We start from the raw sequence: 18,790 nt of genomic DNA, 5'->3' as shown, positions 1-18,790 counted from the left end.
CGTCATCGTCCTTCGCGCCACCACATGGCGCCAAAGGCGAGCAGCAGCACGCCGACGCCGGCAAAACCGGCAAAGAGCGGCAAGGTGTTGATGCCCTTCAGAACTGTCTCGTTAGTCAGCTTGATCTGCATGCGATCGTTGTCGACCACGCGGATCTGGCCGCGAACCGGCAGGATCGGCGGCACCTCGACAGCGCCATTAGTATCTGAAACGCGGGTGACAAGGCCGCGTGTCTTGTCGGAAATCGGCTTCAGCACGTCCGTCGTCGAGATCATCGCCTTGAATTCGGGCGCATCGACGGCACCGACATGGACGAGCGTCGTCAGGTCGCCGTTGCGGATTTCGAAGAGGCCGATCTCATCCATCTTCTTCTCGGCCTTGAAGAGACCGGGCTCGGATTGCGCCAGCGGAAGGTTTTCCATCTTGCCTGACGGATATCGGACCGTAGCCTCGCCCGGATTGTCGCCGATCGTCTGGCGGGTAACCTCCAGCGTGCGGCCTGAGGCGCGTGCCGTCAGCGCTTCCTCCTCCAGCGCCGGTTCCTTCATCAGCCAATGCGCGATGCGGCGGTAGAGCGAGACATGCGGGCCGCCGCCCTCGAAGCCGCGGGCCCAGAGCCAGCCCTGGTCGGAGAGCAGCATGGCGACGCGCCCCTGGCCGGCGCGGTTCAAAAGCAGCAGCGGATGATTGTCGGCGCCGACCATCACCGTCTGGCCATGCGGAGAGGCGACATCGACGCTGCGGAACCAGCGGCCCCAATGCGGCGGCTCATCAACGGAGCCGTCGAGGCCGCGGGTGACGGGATGCTTGCGGCCCTCCTCGGAAAGGCGGGGATAGAAGGCCTTGTCGATCATCTGGCCGGTCGGCTCGGCGGGAAGAACGGCCGAAAGCGGCGTCAGCGCGATCGAATCCTGGCCGGCATGTTCGGGACCCGCGGCGATCAGCAGCGCGCCGCCGTTTTCGACATATTGGGCGATGTAGTCGTAGTAAAGGATCGGCAGCACGCCGCGGTGCTGGTACCGATCGAAGATGATCAAGTCGAAGTCTTTGATCTTGTCGACGAAAAGCTCGCGCGTCGGGAAGGCGATCAGCGAAAGCTCGTTGATCGGCGTGCCGTCCTGCTTTTCGGGCGGGCGCAGAATGGTGAAATGGACGAGATCGACCGAGGCGTCGGACTTCAGGAGATTGCGCCAGGCGCGCTCGCCGGCATGCGGTTCGCCGGAGACCAGAAGCACGCGCAGGTTCTCACGGATACCATCGATGACATGAACGGCGCGGTTGTTTGCCTCGGTCACTTCGCCGGGGAAACCAGCCACCGAGAATTCCAGCACGTTGCTGCCGCCGCGCGGGACCCTGAAGGAAAACGGCGTATCCTGACCCGGCGTCGCCTGCATCGTGGCGATCACGTCGCCGTTCAGCTTCACGGTGACATCGGCCGCGCTGCCGGGGCTCGGGCCGTCGTCGAAGACGCGCAGGACCAGTTGCTGCTCTTCATTGACGATGCCGAAGCGCGGCGCCTTGATCACCTCGATGCGGCGGTCGAATTCGTTGGCCTTACCGGTAATCAGGCCGTGGACCGGCGCTTCGAAGCCGAGCGCCTGAGTGACGCCCGGCGCGTCATGCACTTCGCCGTCCGTCAGCATGATCGCGCCGCCGATGCGGGCAGGAGGCACGTCGGCAACGGCAGCCGAAAGCGCGGTGAAGAGGCGTGTGGACGGCGTATCAGAATCTTCCGGCTCGGTCGCATCGACATAGCGAGGTTCGATGTTCGGGAAGCGCGAGAGGCGATCCTTCAGCTGCGCCAGCGCCTCGTCGGTCATCTTGATGCGTTCCGGCGTCTGCTGGCTCTGGCTGCGGTCGACGATGACGGGAACGACCGTCGAAAGCTGCTCGCGGTCTTCCTGCATGAGCAGCGGATTGGCGAGCGCTGCCAGCAATGCGAAGGCGGCGAGCGTGCGGATCCAGGCGCCGCGGATGCCGCGCCAGATGGCGAAGGCCGCGACAACGGCGACCACGGCCGCAAGCGCCGCAAGAACCGGCCAGGGAATGAAGGGCGAGAAATCAACCGTCATGTCACTGTCCCAGCCGTTCGAGGAGCGCGGGGATGTGGACCTGATCGGTCTTGTAGTTGCCCGTCAGCATATACATCATGATGTTGACGCCGGCCCGATAGGAGTATTCGCGCTGCATTTCATCCGGCGGAACTGTCGGCAGCATTGGTGAACCGTTCTGATCGACCGCCCAGGCTCCGGCCAAATCGTTGCCGGTGATCAGGATCGGCGAAACGCCGTCGGCCGAGGCGGTGGATTTGGCGTCCGACGCGCGGTCGTCCTGTCGCGACTCGATCCACAGAGGGCTTCCGGAATAGCGGCCCGGGAAGCTGGAGAGCAGGTAGAAGGACTTCGTCAGCACGTGGTCCGAAGGAACCGGCTCCAGTGGAGGGATGTCGAGATTGGCGAGGATCTGCTGCAGACGCTCGCCATTGGCGCTCGACGCACCGCCATTATTGTCCAGCGAGGCGAACTGGTCTCGCGTATCGAAAAGTACCGTTCCGCCGGCGCGCATATAGGCGTCGATGCGGTTAATCGCAGCCGCAGACGGCATCGGCGCGGAGGCCGAAACCGGCCAATAGATGATCGGATAGAAGGACAGCTCGTCCTTCGTCAGATCAAGGCCGACGGGTGGCGCCGGTTCTAGTGTCGTGCGGAAGGTCAGGAACTCGGTCAGGCCTTCAAGGCCATGCTCGGAAATATTGTCGACGTCCTGCTCGCCGGTGACGACATAGGCGAGGTGAGTATTGTCCAGTCGCTGGAATATCTGGTCGTCGCCGGGCTTGGAATCGTCGGCGCGCAATTGCGACGGCTGCAGGAAGAAGGCCGCACCGACGGCAACTGCGATGATCGCCGCAGGACGCGCGGCCGAACGCAACCGGGAGAAGGCGCCGCCCATGAACATCACGATGAGGCTGTCCGCCAGGAGCAAAAGGAAGGCGATGAGGAAGAGAGTGGGCTTGGCGGACCAGGTTTCACCGCCGATCAGGCCTTCGCGCAGGACATTGATGCCAGCCGTGTCGAGCGGCCTCAGCTCGGCGTTATTCGGTAATACGTTCAATGCGGTAAAGCCGTCTTCTGAACCATAGAGTCCGGGCGGATTGTCGAAATTGGAAACGGGCTCGGCCTTTGCGTTCGGGATCAGCGGCCGCGCAGTGCCGGTCTCCGTCGTCAGCACGCCCTTCGCGGTCAGCAGGCGGAAGGGCGGCAGGGCTTCGGCGGTCGTTGCTGCACCGGCCTCGGAGGTTACGCCGCCCGAGCGGGAGAGTTGAACGATGCGACGCAGCATCTCGACGAAATTGCCGGAGATCGGCAGGTTGGACCAGGTCGCCTCGGCGCTGACATGGAAGAGCACGATACGGCCGGCATTGATCGGCTTGGTCGTTACCAGCGGCGTGCCGTCGGCAAGGCTTGCCCAGGTGCGCTCGGCAAGATCGGGCGTCGGCTCGGCCAGAACCTGGCGCTTGACGGTCACATCTGTCGGTTTGGCCATGCCGGCGAAAGGACCGAAATTCGGGAAATCCGCGAGCGGCTGCGGCTCGGCCCAGGAGAGCGCGCCGCCAAGCGCACGCTCGCCCTGGCGCAACGTCACCGGCACCAGTGGGTCATCCGCCGGCGCGGCGGCGAGGCGCGGACCGGCGAAGCGGATCAGCGTGCCGCCATTGGCGATCCAGCGCTGCATCGGCTCATAGGTCTCCTGCGGCAGCCGGCCGATATCGGCCATGATGATGACGGACGGGTTCTGCGACAGCAGGTCGGGAATGGAGGCCGCGAGATCCGGTGTGTTCGGCTGGATCAGATCGGCATAAGGCTGCAATGCGCGCTGAATGTAATAGAGAGGCGAAAGCAGCGGCTGGAATTCATCGCCCGCTTCGCCGGAAAGCAGCACCACGCGGCGGCGCTTGAAGCCATCGTCGAGCAGATGGACCGAGCCTGCCGTGGCATGATTGTCGATGCTGACGCGTGCGAAATCGTTGCGCATCTCGAAGGGGGCGGGAATCGAGCCTGAGGCAACAGACTGTCCGGGCTGGAAATCGACCGTGCCTGCGGCAATCGCGCGGCCCTGGGCATCCTGCGCCGTCAGCGGCAGCGAGGCAGCGCCCGTGCTGTCAACGCGCGTCGCTGTCACGCTCATGGCGTCTGCGGCATTCGTGGCACCGGTGATCGCGACCGTTCGTGTGGCATCGCCTTCGATGAGACGGAGCTCGGCAGGCTGCAGGTCGGCGAGTTGGCGGACGGTGGCATCGTCTTCCTTGGCGGCAACGCCATCAGAAAGGAAGGCGAGGGTGCCGGGTTTCGTGCCGTTGAGGGCCGCGCGCAATGCCTCGAAGGCGCGTTCGCGATCCGGAACGAGCGGCTGCGGCTCGGCGGCGCGCAGCATATCGCGGGCTGCTGTCGCGGTGCCCGGCACGGCATTGTTGGTCGGATCGGCCGTAAAGGCGACCGCGACGGGCGTGCCCGCGGATTCGGCATCGTCGATCAGCGCTTCGGCGGTCTGCACGCGGCGTTCCCAATCCGGCGACGTCGCCCAGCCGTTGTCGACGAAGAGCACCAGCGGGCCGCCTGCGGCGAGCGAACTGGTACGCGGATTGAAGACCGGGTCGGCAATGGCGAGGATCACGGCAGCGGCCAGCAGCATACGCAGCAGCGTCAGCCACCAAGGGCTTTGGGCAGGTGTTTCCTCACGCTTCAGCACGGCCGCCAGAATCTTCAGCGGCGGGAAGACTTCGGACTTCGGACGCGGCGGCGTGAGCCGCAGCAGCCACCAGATGACCGGCAGGGCGACAAGCGCGCCGAGGATTGCAGGATAGGCGAAAGCAAAGGGAAGGGTGCTCATAACAGCCCTCCATGCGTCGCCTTGGCCGGCATGCCGGAAAGATACATGTGCACGGCGACCAGCGCTTCGGATGCCAGGTGATCGGTGCGATGGGTGACGAACGTCCAGCCGAGGTGGCGAAGCGACTGGCCGAGATCGTCCCGGCGTGCCAGATAAGCGCGGCCATAGGCTTCGCGGATGTTTTCCGCACGGCCGGACACGAGCTTCGAACCGGTTTCCGGATCGGTGAATTCGGTGCGGCCGGTGTAAGGAAAAAGCTCCTCGGCGGGATCGGCGATCTCGACCATATGGCCGCGAAGGCCGCGGCGGGCAAGCGGGGTGATGCGGGCCATGATCGCCGGTGCATCGTCTAGGAAGTCGCCGATGAGCACGAGATCGCTCCAGCCGCGGATCATGGCGATTTCCGGTAGTCCGCCGGGCAGCGGCGCATGCATCAGCGCGGTCGCAAGCCGCTCGGCGGCGTTGCGGGCGGCGACCGGTTCCATGACGCCGGGGCAGCCGATGCGTTCGCCGGAGCGCGCCAGGATTTCAGCGAGCGCCAGCATGATGACGAGCGCGCGGCCTTCCTTCGAGACGCTGCCGAAGGTCGACTTGTACATCATCGAGGGCGACATGTCGGCCCAGAGCCAGATGGTGTGGGCGGCTTCCCATTCGCGCTCGCGGACATAGGTATGGTCGTCGCGGGCCGAACGGCGCCAGTCGATGCGCGACAGGCTTTCCCCTTCGGTATAGGGGCGGAATTGCCAGAAGTTCTCACCGATGCCGCGCTTGCGGCGGCCGTGCCAGCCGGCAATCACGTTGTTGGCGATGCGCTTGGCTTCGACCAGGCAGTCCGGCACCAGGGAAGCCCGCTGCCTTGCGCGGGCAAGGGCATCGCTGCCAGGGGTCGGATTGACGATCTGTCCGATAGATGCCACGCGTCCGGATTCCTTATCCTTTGGCCTGCTTGACGAGGCCGGCGATGACATCGCGGACCGACATGCCCTCGGCGCGGGCAGCGAAGGTGAGCGCCATGCGGTGTTCGAGAACGGGTTCGGCAAGCGCATGGATATCATCGAGCGACGGCGCGAGCCGACCTTCGTAGAGGGCACGGGCGCGGGCGCAGAGCATCATGGCTTGGCCGGCGCGCGGGCCGGGCCCCCAGGCGACATTCTTGTCGGTCGCGGCGTTGCCCTGGCCAGGGCGGGCGGAGCGCACGAGATCGAGGATCGCGTCGACCACCTTGTCGCTCACCGGCATCTGGCGGATGAGCCTCTGGATTTCCATCAGCCGCCCGGCATCGAGGACGGCTTGCGGCTTCGTTTCGCTGATACCGGTCGTTTCCAGCAGGATCTGGCGTTCGGCGGCAAGCTCCGGATAGTGCACGTCCACCTGCAGCAGGAAGCGGTCGAGCTGGGCTTCCGGCAACGGGTAGGTACCTTCCTGCTCCAGCGGGTTCTGGGTCGCGAGAACGTGGAACGGCGTCGGCAGGTCGTAGCGCTGGCCGGCGATGGTGACGTGATACTCCTGCATCGACTGCAGCAGCGCCGACTGCGTGCGCGGCGAGGCGCGGTTGATCTCGTCGGCCATCAACAGCTGGGCGAAGACCGGGCCCTTGACGAAGCGGAAGGAGCGGCGGCCGTTCTCGTCCTGGTCCATCACTTCGGAGCCCAAGATGTCGGACGGCATCAGGTCCGGCGTGAACTGGATGCGGTTGGCGCCGAGGCCCAGCACTTCGCCGAGCGTGGTCACCAGCTTGGTCTTTGCAAGGCCGGGAACGCCGACCAGAAGCGCATGGCCACCGGAAAGGACGGCGAGCAGGGTGTTTTCGACGACGCTTTCCTGGCCGAAGATCACCTTCGAGACTTCTTCGCGAATAAGGGCGATATCGGCGAGCGCCTTTTCCGCAGCGGCGATGACTTCCCTTTCATCGAGGCTGTCTTCGGTCTTCATCATACCCATCAGGTATCTCCAACGGCTGAATCATTCGTCGCGAATCGGCGGATTTACGCCTCTGGCCCGTACCCTATAGAGTTATGGAGATGTTGCGGGCTGACAAGTTCGTTCCAAATGACTATCTCGTGACTACCCTTTCGTTAAAAGCAAACCGGGACAGAAGAATGGCAGCGCAAGAGATAAGAGCGAGCGAAGATGCCGCAGGGCTTGCCGCGCTGATTTCGCGTGCTGCGGGCGAAGACGGAGGCAAAAAGCGCGGACTTCCGCCCGTCGAGAAATGGAATCCGCCGTTTTGCGGCGATATCGACATGGAAATCCGCGCCGACGGCACCTGGTTCTACATGGGAACGCCGATCGGCCGCGCGCCCTTGGTTCGCCTGTTTTCGACCGTCCTGCGCAAGGACGAGGACGGAAAGACCTATCTCGTAACTCCTGTGGAAAAAGTCGGGATCCAGGTCGCGGACGCGCCGTTCGTCGCAGTCGAGATGATCGCTACGAATCGCGGCGGTCAGCAGGCGCTGACATTCCGCACCAATACCGGCGATGTCGTCGAAGCCGGCAAGGAGCATCCGTTGCGTTTCGTGATCCATGGCGCAAACCGCGAACTGAAGCCCTATCTGCATGTGCGCGGGCGTCTCGAGGCCTTAGTATCGCGTGCCGTGATGTACGAGCTGGCGGACCTCGGCGAGATTGCCGACATGGAGGGCAAGGAGATGTTCTGCGTCCGCTCCGGCGGATCGCTCTTTCCCATCATGCCGGCCGACGAACTGGATGCGCTTTCCCGATGAGCAATACCCTGAACCAGCGTTATCCACTTTATTCCGCCGCCGAATTCCGCCGCCGGGCGCTCAATCAGAGCGGCGGGCCGGTCGATCATTCCTGGCGGGATCACGGTGATCACGTCCTCAATCCGGATATCGTCACGATGGTCGAGGGCTTCCGTCTACGCGACGCCGCGGTCCTCGTGCCGGTGGTCGACGACGGCGACCAGGCGCGGGTGATCTTCACCAAGCGCACGACAAACCTGCGCAAGCATTCCGGGCAGATATCTTTTCCGGGCGGGGCGATCGACTCTACGGACATTTCTCCGGAGATGGCAGCTCTACGGGAAACGCAGGAGGAGATCGGCATTGCCGGCTCCTTCGTGGAGACGGTCGGCCGCCTGCCGCATTATCTCGCCGCCACCGGCTTTCGCATCACGCCGGTGCTTGGCATCGTTAAGCGGGGTTTCGAGCTAAAGCTCAATCCGCGAGAAGTCGACGATGTCTTCGAGGTGCCGCTATCGTTCCTGATGAATCCGGACAACCACACCCGCGATAGGCGCGTTGTCGAAGGCATCGACCGGCATTTTTACCGCATGCCCTATGAAAGCTGGATGATCTGGGGCATCACCGCGGGCATTGTTCGCACCCTTTACGAGAGGCTTTATGTATGACCAGCCTTGCTGATGAAGCATGGTTCCAAGATCTCCGCCTTCAGCGCGTCTTCGCGCTCTTGAATGCGGACGGCGGCGAAGGGCGCGTCGTAGGCGGCGCCGTGCGCAACAGCCTGATGGGGATCCCGGTCAGCGATATCGACGTCGCGACGACGCTGACGCCGGACACCGTGACGCAACGGGCGAAAGCAGACGGCATCAAGGCGATCCCGACCGGCGTCGAGCATGGCACGGTGACGCTCGTGATCGAAGGAAAGCCGTTCGAAGTGACGACGCTGCGCACCGACGTCGAAACTGACGGGCGCCGCGCCAAGGTCGCCTTCAGTACTAATTGGCAGGCGGATGCGGAGCGACGCGACTTTACGATCAATGCGCTTTACATGAATTCCAAGGGCGAAGTGGTCGATCTCGTCGGCGGGCTTGCCGATATCGAGAAACGCAATATCCGTTTCATCGGCGATGCGGCCGCGCGGATCGCCGAAGACTATCTGCGCATCCTGCGGTTCTTCCGCTTTTTTGCTCATTACGGCTCCGGCCGGCCTGACGCGGAAGGGCTGCGGGCCTGTTCGGCGGCACGCTCGAAGCTCAGCACCCTTTCATCCGAAAGGGTCTGGTCCGAACTTCGCAAGCTGCTTGCTGCCGAAGACCCGGGCAGGGCGCTGCTCTGGATGCGGCAGGTCGCGGTGCTCAGCGAGGTCCTGCCGGAGACCGAGAAATGGGGCATAGACGCCATTCCGGCGTTGGTTGCGACAGAAAAGGCGCTCAGCTGGAGGCCCGACCCGCTCCTGCGGCTTGCTTCGATCGTTCCGCCCGATGCCGAACGGCTGGAGAGGATGGCAGTCCGCCTGAGATTTTCGAATGCCGAAGCGGCCTATTTCAGGGCCTGGGCGGCGGCCCGCCCGGTCGATGACGAAATGTCTGCCGCGGCCTTCGACCGGCTGCTCTATCGCAACGGAGCTGAAGGCATCGCCACGCGCCTGAAGCTCGCGCTCGCCGTTGCCCGCGGCAAGGCGGAAGGCAATATGGAGGAGATGAGCCGATCGGCCAGGCTCGGCAAACTGCTGGCCCAGGCACTCGCGTGGAGGAAGCCGAAATTTCCGATCGGCGGCGGCGATGTCATTTCCACCGGAATCCCGGCAGGTCCACGTGTCGGCGAGACGCTTGCGAAACTCGAGAGCCAATGGGTGGACGAGAATTTTGCCGCCGACCGGGCGGCGCTGCTCGCCCGGCTGAATGAACTTTCGAAGTGATCAGGCCGCGGTCGCTTCGTCGCGGATGCGGGCCTTGATGTTGTCGATCATGTTCTCGCGAATGACCGTTTCACCATGGGCGGACTTCAAATGCTCGACCACGCGGCGGACGACCTCGGCGTCTTCATCGGCGCGTGTATGCCAAGTGCAGCCCGGTACGAGCGTACCGCATTCGAAAAGTCGCATTGTCTAACTCCTTTGTCCGGAACATGACGGAATAATCGCGCTGACACGCGTCTCTCTTCAATGTGCGAAACGGGGAGAAGGTTCCGGCCGATGATGCACATCGGCCGCCAAGTCACCTGCGATATTCCGGCATCGCCCAAGCACGGAAGCACTCGGACGACTGGTACGGGGCATTCGAATTTGCACTTTCTCGTGCCTGTCCCCGCAGTTCTTCGGGCGATTTTCCGGCAGCGAGCTGCAACTTCACCTGTTCGATGAAGCAGGACAGGGGCAGATCGGAGCCGCTCGTTGCTCGCATTTCTTCGGCGATGCGGTTCAGGAAGTCCGGGGTATCGATTGCACGGGATGCCTCCCGAACATCCGAAGGCGCCGGCGAACCGCTCTGTATCATCATGACAATCCTCCTCCGATTGTTAGGCAACACAAGCTCAGTTTAGCACGTTAGTTTAGCGCACGCTCACGCTTCTTGAAGGCCATGTAATGTATTTTTACCCGTACGCTGTCGTACGGTCATGGCCACCGGACGACCGGCGGCATCGATGAGAGAATTGACTCGATATTGCCACCTGTCTTCAGTCCGAAAATTGTACCGCGATCGTAGAGCAAATTGAACTCGACATAGCGCCCGCGCCTGATCAATTGCTCGTCACGGTCCGCCTCCGTCCATTCCTTGTTGAAGTTGGAGCGGACGATTTTCGGATAGACCATGGCGAAGGCCCGGCCGACATCGCGCGTGAATGCAAAATCGGCCTCCCAGCCGCCAGCTTCCTCGCTCGAATGCAGCCAGTCGTAGAAGATGCCGCCGATGCCGCGCGGCTCGTTGCGATGCTTCAAGAAGAAGTACTCGTCGCACCATTTCTTGTAAGCACCGTAGTCTGCGACGCCTGAATGGCTGCGGCAGGCGATTTCCATCGCCTTGTGGAAGAGGCGGCTGTCGTCGTCTTCCTGCGTACGGCGCCGGTCGAGCACCGGCGTCAGGTCCGCACCGCCACCGAACCAGCGGCTGGAGGTGACGACCATGCGGGTGTTCATATGCACTGTGGGCACGTTGGGGTTCACCGGATGGGCGATCAGCGAAATCCCCGAGGCCCAAAAGCGCGGGTCTTCGCTGGCGCCCGGCATCTGGGCACGAAGATCGGGCGCGAATTCGCCGTAGACGGTGGAGGTATGCACGCCGACCTTTTCGAAGACGCGGCCATGCATCATCGACATGCAGCCCCCACCGCCGGCACCATTTTCACGCGACCATTCCTTGCCGACGAAACGGCCTGGCTCCTGATCCGAAAGCGGGCCGGTCAACTCGTCTTCCAGAGCTTCGAAGGAGGCGCAGATCGTATCGCGCAAACCTTCGAACCACGTGCGGGCGGCGGTTTTCTTGTCTTCGATATCGTCCGGCAGGCCGACCGGCAGGTCTGGTCGTTCCATCATTACCCCTACATTACAACACAACGCGACTCGATCATCGCTAATTATGGCTTCGTGGTATCAGGTGCATCGGTGGCTTGCCAGCGGGCGGAAGGACGCAGTCGAGGCGGCAAAGATTCGACTCGCAAATTGAAATTTTCAATACTACCTTTTCGGTCAGAGGTAGGTTTCATGACTAAAATCCCGGGACCTCCGTCGTTTGACGGCCTGAAGCGAAGGATCGAACGGCATCGGGCGGAAGGCACTGCCCGGAAGGGCGACCATTTCGTACGCCAGACATACCGCCTTGGCCTGCTCGACGCGCGGGCCAAGGCGCGCGAATGGTTCGCCGAATACCCGAAGGCGGCCTACTGGACCGAAGTGGAAAGCTGGCGGCAGCTCGACAACGACCAGATCGAATTCACCATGCGCCGGCTTCCTTCCGCCGACTGACCGTCATTCCGCAGGCGTGCGCAGCCGGCTCTCGATGAGCAATCCGCTCTCGTCGAGGATCGGGTGCGCCACCGAGACAATGTGGGCGTTGATGCGCTTCAGGTCGCGCAGCATGTCGAGATGTAGCGAGCTCGTCTGCAGACTGTCGGCGTAGCCCTCGCGCAGGCGTTCAAGGTGGCGTTCGGCGGATTGCTTCTCCATCCTGCGCACCTCGACCTTCACTTCCATCATCTGCTTGGCGAGATTGAAGTCGCGCGTCACGAAGATCGTTTGTGCGATCCGCAGGTTGTCGATCGTCAGATGGAAGAGCTTCTTGAGCTCCTGGTAGCCGTCGTCGGAGAACCGCAGGCCGAGCGAAGCCTTCTTGCCTATCTGCGGCAGCAGGCCCTTTTCGATGATGTCGCCGATATGCTCGAGGTTGATGGCGTAGTCAATGATGACGATCGAGTGGCGGCCGTTCTCCTCGCTCAGGCCCTTGCGACCGAGCTTGGAAAGGTAGACCTTCACTTCCTGCTGCAGGCTGTCGACCCGCTTTTCGAGCGTGGGAATTTCCTTGAGCTTCGTCAGGTCGTTCTGCTCGAAGGCGTCAGAGGCGCGCATCAGCATACGTTCGATGATGTCACCGACACCGAGGACTTCGCGAGTGGCGCTCGCAAGCGCCACGACGGGCGTCGACAACTCGTGCTGGTCGAGGTATTTCGGCGCATTATCGGTCTGTGTTTCCTCCGGAACGAGGCGCAGCATCAGCTGCGACAAGAGGCGCGAGAACGGCCAGGCGAGAGCAGCGAGGATCAGGTTAAAGCCGAGATGCGCGTCGACCGGCAGCTTGGTGGGCGCAAGCGGCAGCATTTCCAAAAGTATAGCTCCATAGCCGGCAAGCGGCAGCGCGATCACGCAGCCGGTGGCGCGCACGATCAGGTTGCCCAGCGCAACGCGTTTTGCGGAGGCGGGCCCCGCAAGCGAAGCGACAACCGGCGGAATTGCGCCGCCAAGATTGGCGCCCAGAACGAGCACGATCACGAGGCCGGCCGAAAGAATACCGGTTGACGCCAACGAAAGGATCAGCACCACGGCGGCGAGGCTCGACGAGGAGATGAAGGCAATGCCGGCGGAAAAGGCAAGCGCCACCGGCCAGGCGTTGTCGAGCAGGCCGATGAAGGCGGCGAGGGCAGGAGATTGGCGCATCGGCTCGGTTGCGCCGCTCAGGAGGTGCAGCGACAGGAGCATGAGACCGATGCCGATCAGGGCGGTGCCGCCGCCCTGGCGTGCGGTCGAGCCGCTACGATAGAGGATGATACCCGCGAGGATGACGAGCGGCGACAGCCACTCGATGCCGGTCGCGACGATCCAGGCCGTGACCGCCGTGCCGACATTGGCGCCGAGCAAGACGATCTGCGCCATGCGCGGCTTCACGAGTTCGCGCTCGACGAAGGAGGCGACCATCAGCGCCGTCGCCGTGGAGCTTTGCAATGCCAGCGTCGCGACGAAGCCTGAAACGAAGGAGCGCAATCCGCCGCGCGTGCCTGTCGCAAGACCCGTCCGCAGCCGTGCACCGAAGGCCCGCGATACGCCATCCTTCACCTGCGCGAGACCGAACAGCAACAGGGCTACTGCGCCGAACAGGTTTATCATGACGATCGTGGATTTCATGCTCTGCGGGTCTTTTCTTCTCGTTCGCGGCCGGCGCAATGCTGTGCAATCTGACGTTCAGCGCATTGCCATCTCTTTGAAATCGCGGCCTGGATTCTGGCTTCTTTTGATTGTCCGGCTAAATATAATACGCCTGTTTCGGGATATCACAACGTCGTTCGCGACATATCTTGGCGAGGCTTCGCGCGGCCGCTCGGAGACGAAATCAACGCCAGACGGTCTGGCGTATGGCCTCGCCGGCGATCATCGCGGCGGAGACCGCGACATTGATCGACCGCTGGCCTTCGACCATCGGGATCAGAATACGCCCGTCGGCTTTTTCGTGAACATGGTCCGGAACGCCCGCGCTTTCGCGGCCGAACAGCAAAATGTCGTCCGGTCGGAATGCGAAGTCCGTGTACCGGCCCGATGCCTTGGTGGAGGCAAGCACGATGCGGCGGCCCGTCGGAGCCCGCCATTCCTCGAAGCGATCCCAACTGACATGACGGGTGAGCGCGACGGCTGCGATATAGTCCATGCCGGCGCGTTTCAGGTTGCGGTCGGAAATGTCGAAGCCGGCGGGCTCGATGATGTCGACGGCAATTCCGAGACAGGCGGCGAGACGAAGGATCGTGCCGGTATTGCCGGGGATATCGGGCTGATAGAGCGCCAGTCTGAGATCGGTCATCCGAAATACCATTTTGCTGCTTAAGGCAAAGAGACCTAGTTCAACTGTGATTTCGGTGCAACAGGACGCATCTTGGCCCTGAATTGTTCAATTTCCGCCGATTTTGGACTGGAAATTTCGCAATTTTCGCGTTATTGGTGCACATCTTCAATCGCCAGCTAGGGAGGGCCGACATGAATATTCTGATGCTTACGCGCCTTCCAGCCGTGATACCAAGCGTGGCGATCTCGCGCTCCTGAGCGCAAAACTTCCTAAAATTCCCATTTTTGATCCATTGCGCGGCTGTCGTGGCCTCGCCCCTCGAACGTCCGGTTCCCATATGTGCCTCAGTGCGTTTTGCGCAGGCCGGGAGGCGGAACGGCAAAGTTCCGGAGCACTTTTCATGTTTAGCTGGTTCGAACAGCGACTGAACCCCTTTCCGAGTGAGGAGCCCGTCGTTCCCCCGAAAGGCCTTTTTGCCTTCTGCTGGCACTATACGAAGCCTGCAGCGCCCTGGCTTGCGGCCATGGCGGTGCTGACGGCGCTGATTGCGATCGGCGAGGTGGCACTCTTCCAGTTCCTCGGCGATGTCGTCGACTGGCTGACGAATGCTGACAAGGCGACGTTCCTGCAGACGGAGTGGCACAAGCTTGCCTGGATGGCGGCTTTGATCCTTATCGGCCTGCCGCTGGCGGCCGGGCTCGATTCGCTCATCATGCATCAGGTTCTGCTCGGCAACTACCCGATGAGCGCGCGCTGGCAGATGCACCGCTTCCTGCTGCGCCACAGCATGACCTTCTTCGCCAACGAATTTGCCGGACGCGTTGCGACCAAGGTGATGCAGACCTCGCTTGCAGTTCGTGAAACAACGATGAAGATCCTCGACGTCTTCGTCTATGTCGTCACCTACTTCCTGACGATGATCATCGTGATCGCCGCGGCAGACTGGCGGCTGATGATGCCGATCCTGGTCTGGCTTGGCATCTATGTCGGCATCGTGTCGTATTTCGTCCCGCGGCTTCGCAGGATCGCCGCACGTCAGGCCGATGCGCGTTCAATGATGACCGGCCGGGTGGTCGATAGCTACACGAACATTGCGACCGTCAAGCTGTTCTCGCACGCGGGCAGGGAGGAAGGCTATGCCAAGGCCGGCATGGACGAATTCCTGCAGACGGTGCACCAGCAGATGCGCCGCGTCACGCTGTTCCATGTGTGCGTCTATATCAACAACTGCGTGGCACTCTTCGTCATCTCGGGCCTGTCGATCTGGTTTTGGCTGAATGGCCAGATCTCGGTCGGCGCGATCGCCATCGCGATCGGCCTTGCGATGCGTGTCAACGGCATGTCGCAGTGGATCATGTGGGAGGTGTCGGCGCTCTTCGAAAACATCGGTACCGTCTATGACGGCATGGAAATGATGACGAAGAGCCACGACATCACCGACAAGCCCGGTGCACCGCCGATGCAGGCGAAGAAAGGTGCGATCCACTACGACCGCATCCGCTTCCACTACGGCAAGGGCAAGGGCGTCATCGAAAGCCTTTCGCTCGATATCAAGGCGGGTGAGAAGGTCGGCCTCGTCGGCCGGTCCGGGGCAGGCAAGACGACACTGATGAACCTGCTGCTGCGCTTTTACGATCTGGAAGCCGGCCGCATCACCATCGACGGGCAGGATATCTCGCAGGTGTCGCAGGAAAGCCTCCGGTCGCTGATCGGCGTGGTGACGCAGGATACGTCGTTGCTGCATCGCTCGATCCGCGACAACATTGCCTACGGCCGTCCGGACGCGACGGATACGGACGTGATCGAGGCGGCGAAGCGGGCAAATGCCTGGGAATTCATCGACGGGCTTGTCGACATGCAGGGCCGCAAAGGGCTCGACGCGCAGGTCGGCGAGCGCGGCGTCAAGCTCTCCGGCGGCCAGCGCCAGCGCGTTGCGATCGCGCGCGTGTTCCTGAAGGACGCGCCGATCCTGGTGCTCGACGAGGCGACCTCGGCGCTCGATTCCGAAGTGGAAGCGGCGATCCAGGAGAACCTATTTGCGCTGATGGAAGGCAAGACGGTGATCGCGATCGCCCATCGCCTGTCGACGCTGACGGAGATGGACCGCCTGATCGTGCTCGACAAAGGCCGGATCATCGAGGCTGGTTCGCACGCCGATCTCGTCAGCCAGGGCGGCATATATGCCGACCTCTGGACCCGACAGTCCGGCGGCTTCCTCGCTGATCATTCGGTAGAAGCCGAGGAAGCGGCGGAGTAAGGCGAAAAGGCCCTCCCGGTGAAAGTAAACTGACCCCATTAAGTTGGACGGTTTAAAGGCGCGGCAGATTTAAGGGCTGGGTTCTGTACTGTACAGGGCTCAGCCCTTTGAGTTTCATTTTGATCCTGTCGTGATTGTAGTAGTGGGTATAGTCGGTACTGGCGGACTGCAGGCTCTGAACGAATCCTAAAAGAGCCTGTTCACAGGCTGTCCGCCCAATCCCGTACCCTATGACGTTCGACCACGACGATGGCGCCCGCCATCGTGCGGAGTGCCGTCAGGCGGCGTTCTTCCTCGTTGTCGAGCCATGCGGCAACGGCCTCGCTGACGATGGTGTCGCGCGATATGCCGAGTTGGGCTGCGGTTTCATCGAGTCTTTTCGCAAGCGGAAGCGGAATATGCGACGCGAGCACCCTCGTTTCCATGACGGTATTTCTCCGTTAAACGGCGATTGTACTCCGAGATCGTGACGAGGTCAGCGACATTCAACACGGATGCCGCCGATGTTACCGAAAATTGCCAAAATATAAGGTTCTGCCCCTCCTCCATTGCCTTTGCCGCAGGGTTGTCCCGGACTATAACGCAATGATGCTCCTGCGCCCGATACTCAATCTGTTCGAACACTGGATCGATCCGTTCCGACCGCGCGGCAATATCCAGCCGCCGCGTTCGACCGCGGGCTTCATCTGGTTTTACATCGGCCAGGCTAAATGGCCGTTCGTCGCGATGCTCGTTCTGGGCGGCATGTCGGCGGCGATCGAGGCCGCGCTTTTCTGGTTCGTCGGACGGCTGGTCGATATACTGGGCGCCGTCAAGCCGGGCGTTGGCTGGAGCGAACTGCTTGCTGCGCACGGCGGCGAATTGTTCGGCATGCTGGCCCTGATCGGCCTCGTTCGTTTCGTGGTTGCCTTTCTCATCGCGCTGGTCGATCAGCAGGTGATCACGCCGGGCTTCTATAATCTCGCACGCTGGCAGTCCTATCTGCATGTGTCGCGCCAGTCGCTGCACTTCTTCCAGAGCGATTTTTCCGGGCGGATCGTGACGAAGGTCTGGTCGGCCGGCCAAGCGGTGGGCGATCTCACCACCTCTCTCATGGAGAGCGTCTGGTTCGTCGGAATCTACGCAGCGACGACACTGGTGCTGGTCGCGCGGCTCGATCTTTCGCTTGCCGCCGTGGTGCTGTTCTGGCTTTGCGCCTTCGGCGTGCTTGCCCGCTATTTCGTGCCGCGCATCCGCTATCACTCACGCGAAACGGCGGAAGCCGCCTCGATGCTCAACGGCCGCATGGTCGATTCCTACAGCAACATCCAGACGCTGAAGCTTTTCGCTCGTCACGAGGAGACCGACCGCTACATGCGCCAGGGCTTCGACATCTATCAGGATACCGTGCTGCGCTTTACCCGGTTTATCACCGGTGTGCGCGCCTCGATGGCGCTGCTTTCCGGCCTAATGATCGTGACGATGGCCGGGTTGAGCGTCGATCTGTGGCTGCGCGGGTTGGTGAGTTCCGGTTCGGTGGCTTTTTCGCTGGCGCTGGTCCTGCGCCTCAACTTCCTCCTCGGGCGTCTGATGACGCAATTCAACGGCATCATGCGCAATCTCGGCACGATCCAGAACGCCGCCGAGCTGATTTCGCAGCCACTCGCCCTCGTCGATCGGCCCAATGCTTCCGATCTCGTCGTCCGGGAGCCCGGCATCCGCTTCGAAAACGTCTCCTTCCATTACGGCCGGGGCAAGGGTGTCATCGAGAATTTCTCGCTCACCGTCGCGGCCGGCGAGAAGGTCGGGATCGTCGGGCGTTCCGGCGCCGGCAAATCGACGCTGGTCCACCTCCTGCTGCGCCTTTACGACCTTGAAGGCGGACGCATCCTTGTCGATGGCCAGGATATCGCCGCCGTCAGCCAGGAGTCGCTGCGCATGCAGATAGGCGTCGTCAGCCAGGATACGTCGCTGCTGCACCGCTCGGTCAAGGACAACATCCTCTTCGGCCGGCCCGATGCGGGCGAGGAGAGGCTGCTTGACGCCGCGCGACGGGCCGAGGCGCTCGGCTTCATCGATCAACTGCAAGATCAGCAGGGACGCAAGGGTTTCGATGCGCATGTCGGCGAGCGTGGCGTGAAGCTTTCAGGCGGGCAGCGGCAGCGCATAGCGATCGCGCGCGTCATGCTGAAGGACGCGCCGATCCTCGTGCTCGACGAGGCGACCTCGGCGCTTGATTCCGAGGTGGAAGAGGTGATCCAGTCCAATCTCAGCCGGATCATGGAGGGGAAGACTGTGCTCGCCATCGCGCACCGCCTTTCCACCATCGCCGCACTCGATCGGCTGATCGTCGTCGATCGCGGTCGGATCATCGAAGAAGGAACGCATGAATCACTGGTCGGAAGGGGCGGGCTTTATGCAGAGCTATGGGCGCGCCAGTCCGGCGGCTTCCTTGGTGCAGACGAAGAGATGCCCGGGCGCGAGGCGAAGGTGGTCTAGAAAAGCGTCTGCCGGCTAGGCTTCGATCCGTTGAAGCCTGCGGATTGCCAAAAAAATTTCATCCGTATTTTCCCGCGACATTGTGCCCCCATCCCCTTGTCAAGGCTGGACATAATTTGCGATCAAGCATAGAACGCGCCGGATTGGCGGGGAATCTATGGCCGAACTGTGTCTATATGGATTCGCCGCGTAGAGGGGCAGGGCGG

16 protein-coding genes and 1 pseudogene are annotated in these 18,790 nt (G+C 62.3%); 6 read left to right on the top strand and 11 right to left on the bottom strand.

The features are described from left to right. Positions 1-2: 2 nt before the first annotated feature. The 4 genes from N2599_RS11695 to N2599_RS11680 are packed head-to-tail and all read right to left on the bottom strand — an operon-like array spanning position 3 to position 6,828. A complete protein-coding gene (locus N2599_RS11695) occupies positions 3-2,072 on the bottom strand; it encodes a membrane protein (protein ID WP_027508343.1) in 2,070 nt (689 codons plus the stop codon). Position 2,073: 1 nt separating this feature from the next. Beyond that, entirely contained in the window at positions 2,074-4,887 is a 2,814-nt protein-coding gene (locus N2599_RS11690) for a DUF4159 domain-containing protein (RefSeq protein WP_027508344.1), read from the bottom strand. Beyond that, complete coding sequence (locus N2599_RS11685; protein WP_027508345.1) at positions 4,884-5,804, bottom strand: DUF58 domain-containing protein; 921 nt, start codon at positions 5,802-5,804, stop codon at positions 4,884-4,886. The genes N2599_RS11690 and N2599_RS11685 overlap by 4 nt, the downstream gene beginning before the upstream one ends. Positions 5,805-5,817: 13 nt before the next feature. Next, a complete protein-coding gene (locus N2599_RS11680) occupies positions 5,818-6,828 on the bottom strand; it encodes an AAA family ATPase (RefSeq protein ID WP_027508346.1) in 1,011 nt (336 codons plus the stop codon). 158 nt (positions 6,829-6,986) lie between these two features. On the opposite strand from N2599_RS11680, the gene N2599_RS11675 reads away from it, so the two are divergent. Genes N2599_RS11675 through N2599_RS11665 form a run of 3 tightly spaced genes read left to right on the top strand, consistent with a single transcriptional unit; the run spans position 6,987 to position 9,507 of the window. Continuing rightward, on the top strand, positions 6,987-7,610 hold the full coding sequence (locus N2599_RS11675; RefSeq protein ID WP_027508347.1) for a DUF1285 domain-containing protein: 624 nt from the start codon (positions 6,987-6,989) through the stop codon (positions 7,608-7,610). Beyond that, entirely contained in the window at positions 7,607-8,257 is a 651-nt protein-coding gene (locus tag N2599_RS11670) for a CoA pyrophosphatase (RefSeq protein WP_027508348.1), read from the top strand. Before N2599_RS11675 ends, N2599_RS11670 begins: the two co-directional genes overlap by 4 nt. Continuing rightward, complete coding sequence (locus tag N2599_RS11665) at positions 8,254-9,507, top strand: CCA tRNA nucleotidyltransferase (RefSeq protein WP_027508349.1); 1,254 nt, start codon at positions 8,254-8,256, stop codon at positions 9,505-9,507. The genes N2599_RS11670 and N2599_RS11665 overlap by 4 nt, the downstream gene beginning before the upstream one ends. Here N2599_RS11665 and N2599_RS11660 read toward each other — a convergent pair whose 3' ends face one another. The 3 genes from N2599_RS11660 to hemF form a co-directional block, all read right to left on the bottom strand. Next, positions 9,508-9,693, bottom strand: coding sequence for a DUF1059 domain-containing protein (locus N2599_RS11660; protein WP_027508350.1), 186 nt, complete (start codon positions 9,691-9,693; stop codon positions 9,508-9,510). Positions 9,694-9,805: 112 nt separating this feature from the next. Beyond that, positions 9,806-10,087 carry a hypothetical protein gene (locus tag N2599_RS11655; protein ID WP_027508351.1) on the bottom strand — a complete coding sequence of 94 codons (282 nt, stop codon included), beginning with the start codon at positions 10,085-10,087 and terminating at the stop codon, positions 9,806-9,808. Positions 10,088-10,203: 116 nt separating this feature from the next. Next, positions 10,204-11,118, bottom strand: a complete 915-nt coding sequence (gene hemF / locus N2599_RS11650; RefSeq protein ID WP_027508352.1) for an oxygen-dependent coproporphyrinogen oxidase — start codon at positions 11,116-11,118, stop codon at positions 10,204-10,206. 171 nt (positions 11,119-11,289) lie between these two features. On the opposite strand from hemF, the gene N2599_RS11645 reads away from it, so the two are divergent. Further along, on the top strand, positions 11,290-11,550 hold the full coding sequence (locus N2599_RS11645; protein ID WP_022714201.1) for a hypothetical protein: 261 nt from the start codon (positions 11,290-11,292) through the stop codon (positions 11,548-11,550). Between the two features lie 3 nt (positions 11,551-11,553). Here N2599_RS11645 and N2599_RS11640 read toward each other — a convergent pair whose 3' ends face one another. Both N2599_RS11640 and N2599_RS11635 read right to left on the bottom strand, forming a co-directional pair. Continuing rightward, complete coding sequence (locus N2599_RS11640) at positions 11,554-13,200, bottom strand: Na/Pi cotransporter family protein (RefSeq protein ID WP_027508353.1); 1,647 nt, start codon at positions 13,198-13,200, stop codon at positions 11,554-11,556. Positions 13,201-13,405: 205 nt separating this feature from the next. Next, positions 13,406-13,867, bottom strand: a complete 462-nt coding sequence (locus N2599_RS11635) for a tRNA (cytidine(34)-2'-O)-methyltransferase (RefSeq protein ID WP_027508354.1) — start codon at positions 13,865-13,867, stop codon at positions 13,406-13,408. Between the two features lie 382 nt (positions 13,868-14,249). Between N2599_RS11635 and N2599_RS11630 the strand changes: the two genes are divergently transcribed. Further along, positions 14,250-16,106 carry an ABC transporter ATP-binding protein gene (locus N2599_RS11630; RefSeq protein WP_027508355.1) on the top strand — a complete coding sequence of 619 codons (1,857 nt, stop codon included), beginning with the start codon at positions 14,250-14,252 and terminating at the stop codon, positions 16,104-16,106. A gap of 52 nt (positions 16,107-16,158) precedes the next feature. Here N2599_RS11630 and N2599_RS11625 read toward each other — a convergent pair. Together N2599_RS11625 and N2599_RS11620 are read right to left on the bottom strand one after the other, a co-directional pair. Then, positions 16,159-16,257: pseudogene (locus N2599_RS11625) on the bottom strand (IS3 family transposase); the annotation flags it as partial. A 49-nt stretch (positions 16,258-16,306) separates the two neighbouring features. Then, positions 16,307-16,531, bottom strand: a complete 225-nt coding sequence (locus N2599_RS11620) for a ribbon-helix-helix domain-containing protein (RefSeq protein ID WP_027508356.1) — start codon at positions 16,529-16,531, stop codon at positions 16,307-16,309. 163 nt (positions 16,532-16,694) lie between these two features. Between N2599_RS11620 and N2599_RS11615 the strand changes: the two genes are divergently transcribed. Beyond that, positions 16,695-18,584 (top strand): ABC transporter ATP-binding protein, encoded by a 1,890-nt coding sequence (locus tag N2599_RS11615; protein ID WP_027508357.1) that lies wholly within the window; start codon positions 16,695-16,697, stop codon positions 18,582-18,584. Positions 18,585-18,790 lie beyond the last annotated feature (206 nt).

Source organism: Rhizobium sullae (assembly GCF_025200715.1).
GTDB classification, from domain to species: Bacteria; Pseudomonadota; Alphaproteobacteria; order Rhizobiales; family Rhizobiaceae; genus Rhizobium; species Rhizobium sullae.
The sequence above is the reverse complement of the archived record's forward strand: the minus strand, read 5'-3'. Positions and strand labels throughout refer to the sequence as shown.

What these genes read in the sequence shown, in the direction of transcription:
- N2599_RS11640 (WP_027508353.1), bottom strand. Translation starts at nt 13,200, where the DNA reads ATGAAATCCACGATCGTCATGATAAACCTGTTCGGCGCAGTAGCCCTG.
- N2599_RS11690 (WP_027508344.1), bottom strand. Translation starts at nt 4,887, where the DNA reads ATGAGCACCCTTCCCTTTGCTTTCGCCTATCCTGCAATCCTCGGCGCG.
- N2599_RS11670 (WP_027508348.1), top strand. Translation starts at nt 7,607, where the DNA reads ATGAGCAATACCCTGAACCAGCGTTATCCACTTTATTCCGCCGCCGAA.
- N2599_RS11665 (WP_027508349.1), top strand. Translation starts at nt 8,254, where the DNA reads ATGACCAGCCTTGCTGATGAAGCATGGTTCCAAGATCTCCGCCTTCAG.
- N2599_RS11635 (WP_027508354.1), bottom strand. Translation starts at nt 13,867, where the DNA reads ATGACCGATCTCAGACTGGCGCTCTATCAGCCCGATATCCCCGGCAAT.
- N2599_RS11630 (WP_027508355.1), top strand. Translation starts at nt 14,250, where the DNA reads ATGTTTAGCTGGTTCGAACAGCGACTGAACCCCTTTCCGAGTGAGGAG.
- N2599_RS11615 (WP_027508357.1), top strand. Translation starts at nt 16,695, where the DNA reads ATGCTCCTGCGCCCGATACTCAATCTGTTCGAACACTGGATCGATCCG.
- N2599_RS11655 (WP_027508351.1), bottom strand. Translation starts at nt 10,087, where the DNA reads ATGATGATACAGAGCGGTTCGCCGGCGCCTTCGGATGTTCGGGAGGCA.
- N2599_RS11660 (WP_027508350.1), bottom strand. Translation starts at nt 9,693, where the DNA reads ATGCGACTTTTCGAATGCGGTACGCTCGTACCGGGCTGCACTTGGCAT.
- hemF (WP_027508352.1), bottom strand. Translation starts at nt 11,118, where the DNA reads ATGGAACGACCAGACCTGCCGGTCGGCCTGCCGGACGATATCGAAGAC.
- N2599_RS11645 (WP_022714201.1), top strand. Translation starts at nt 11,290, where the DNA reads ATGACTAAAATCCCGGGACCTCCGTCGTTTGACGGCCTGAAGCGAAGG.
- N2599_RS11675 (WP_027508347.1), top strand. Translation starts at nt 6,987, where the DNA reads ATGGCAGCGCAAGAGATAAGAGCGAGCGAAGATGCCGCAGGGCTTGCC.
- N2599_RS11620 (WP_027508356.1), bottom strand. Translation starts at nt 16,531, where the DNA reads ATGGAAACGAGGGTGCTCGCGTCGCATATTCCGCTTCCGCTTGCGAAA.
- N2599_RS11680 (WP_027508346.1), bottom strand. Translation starts at nt 6,828, where the DNA reads ATGGGTATGATGAAGACCGAAGACAGCCTCGATGAAAGGGAAGTCATC.
- N2599_RS11695 (WP_027508343.1), bottom strand. Translation starts at nt 2,072, where the DNA reads ATGACGGTTGATTTCTCGCCCTTCATTCCCTGGCCGGTTCTTGCGGCG.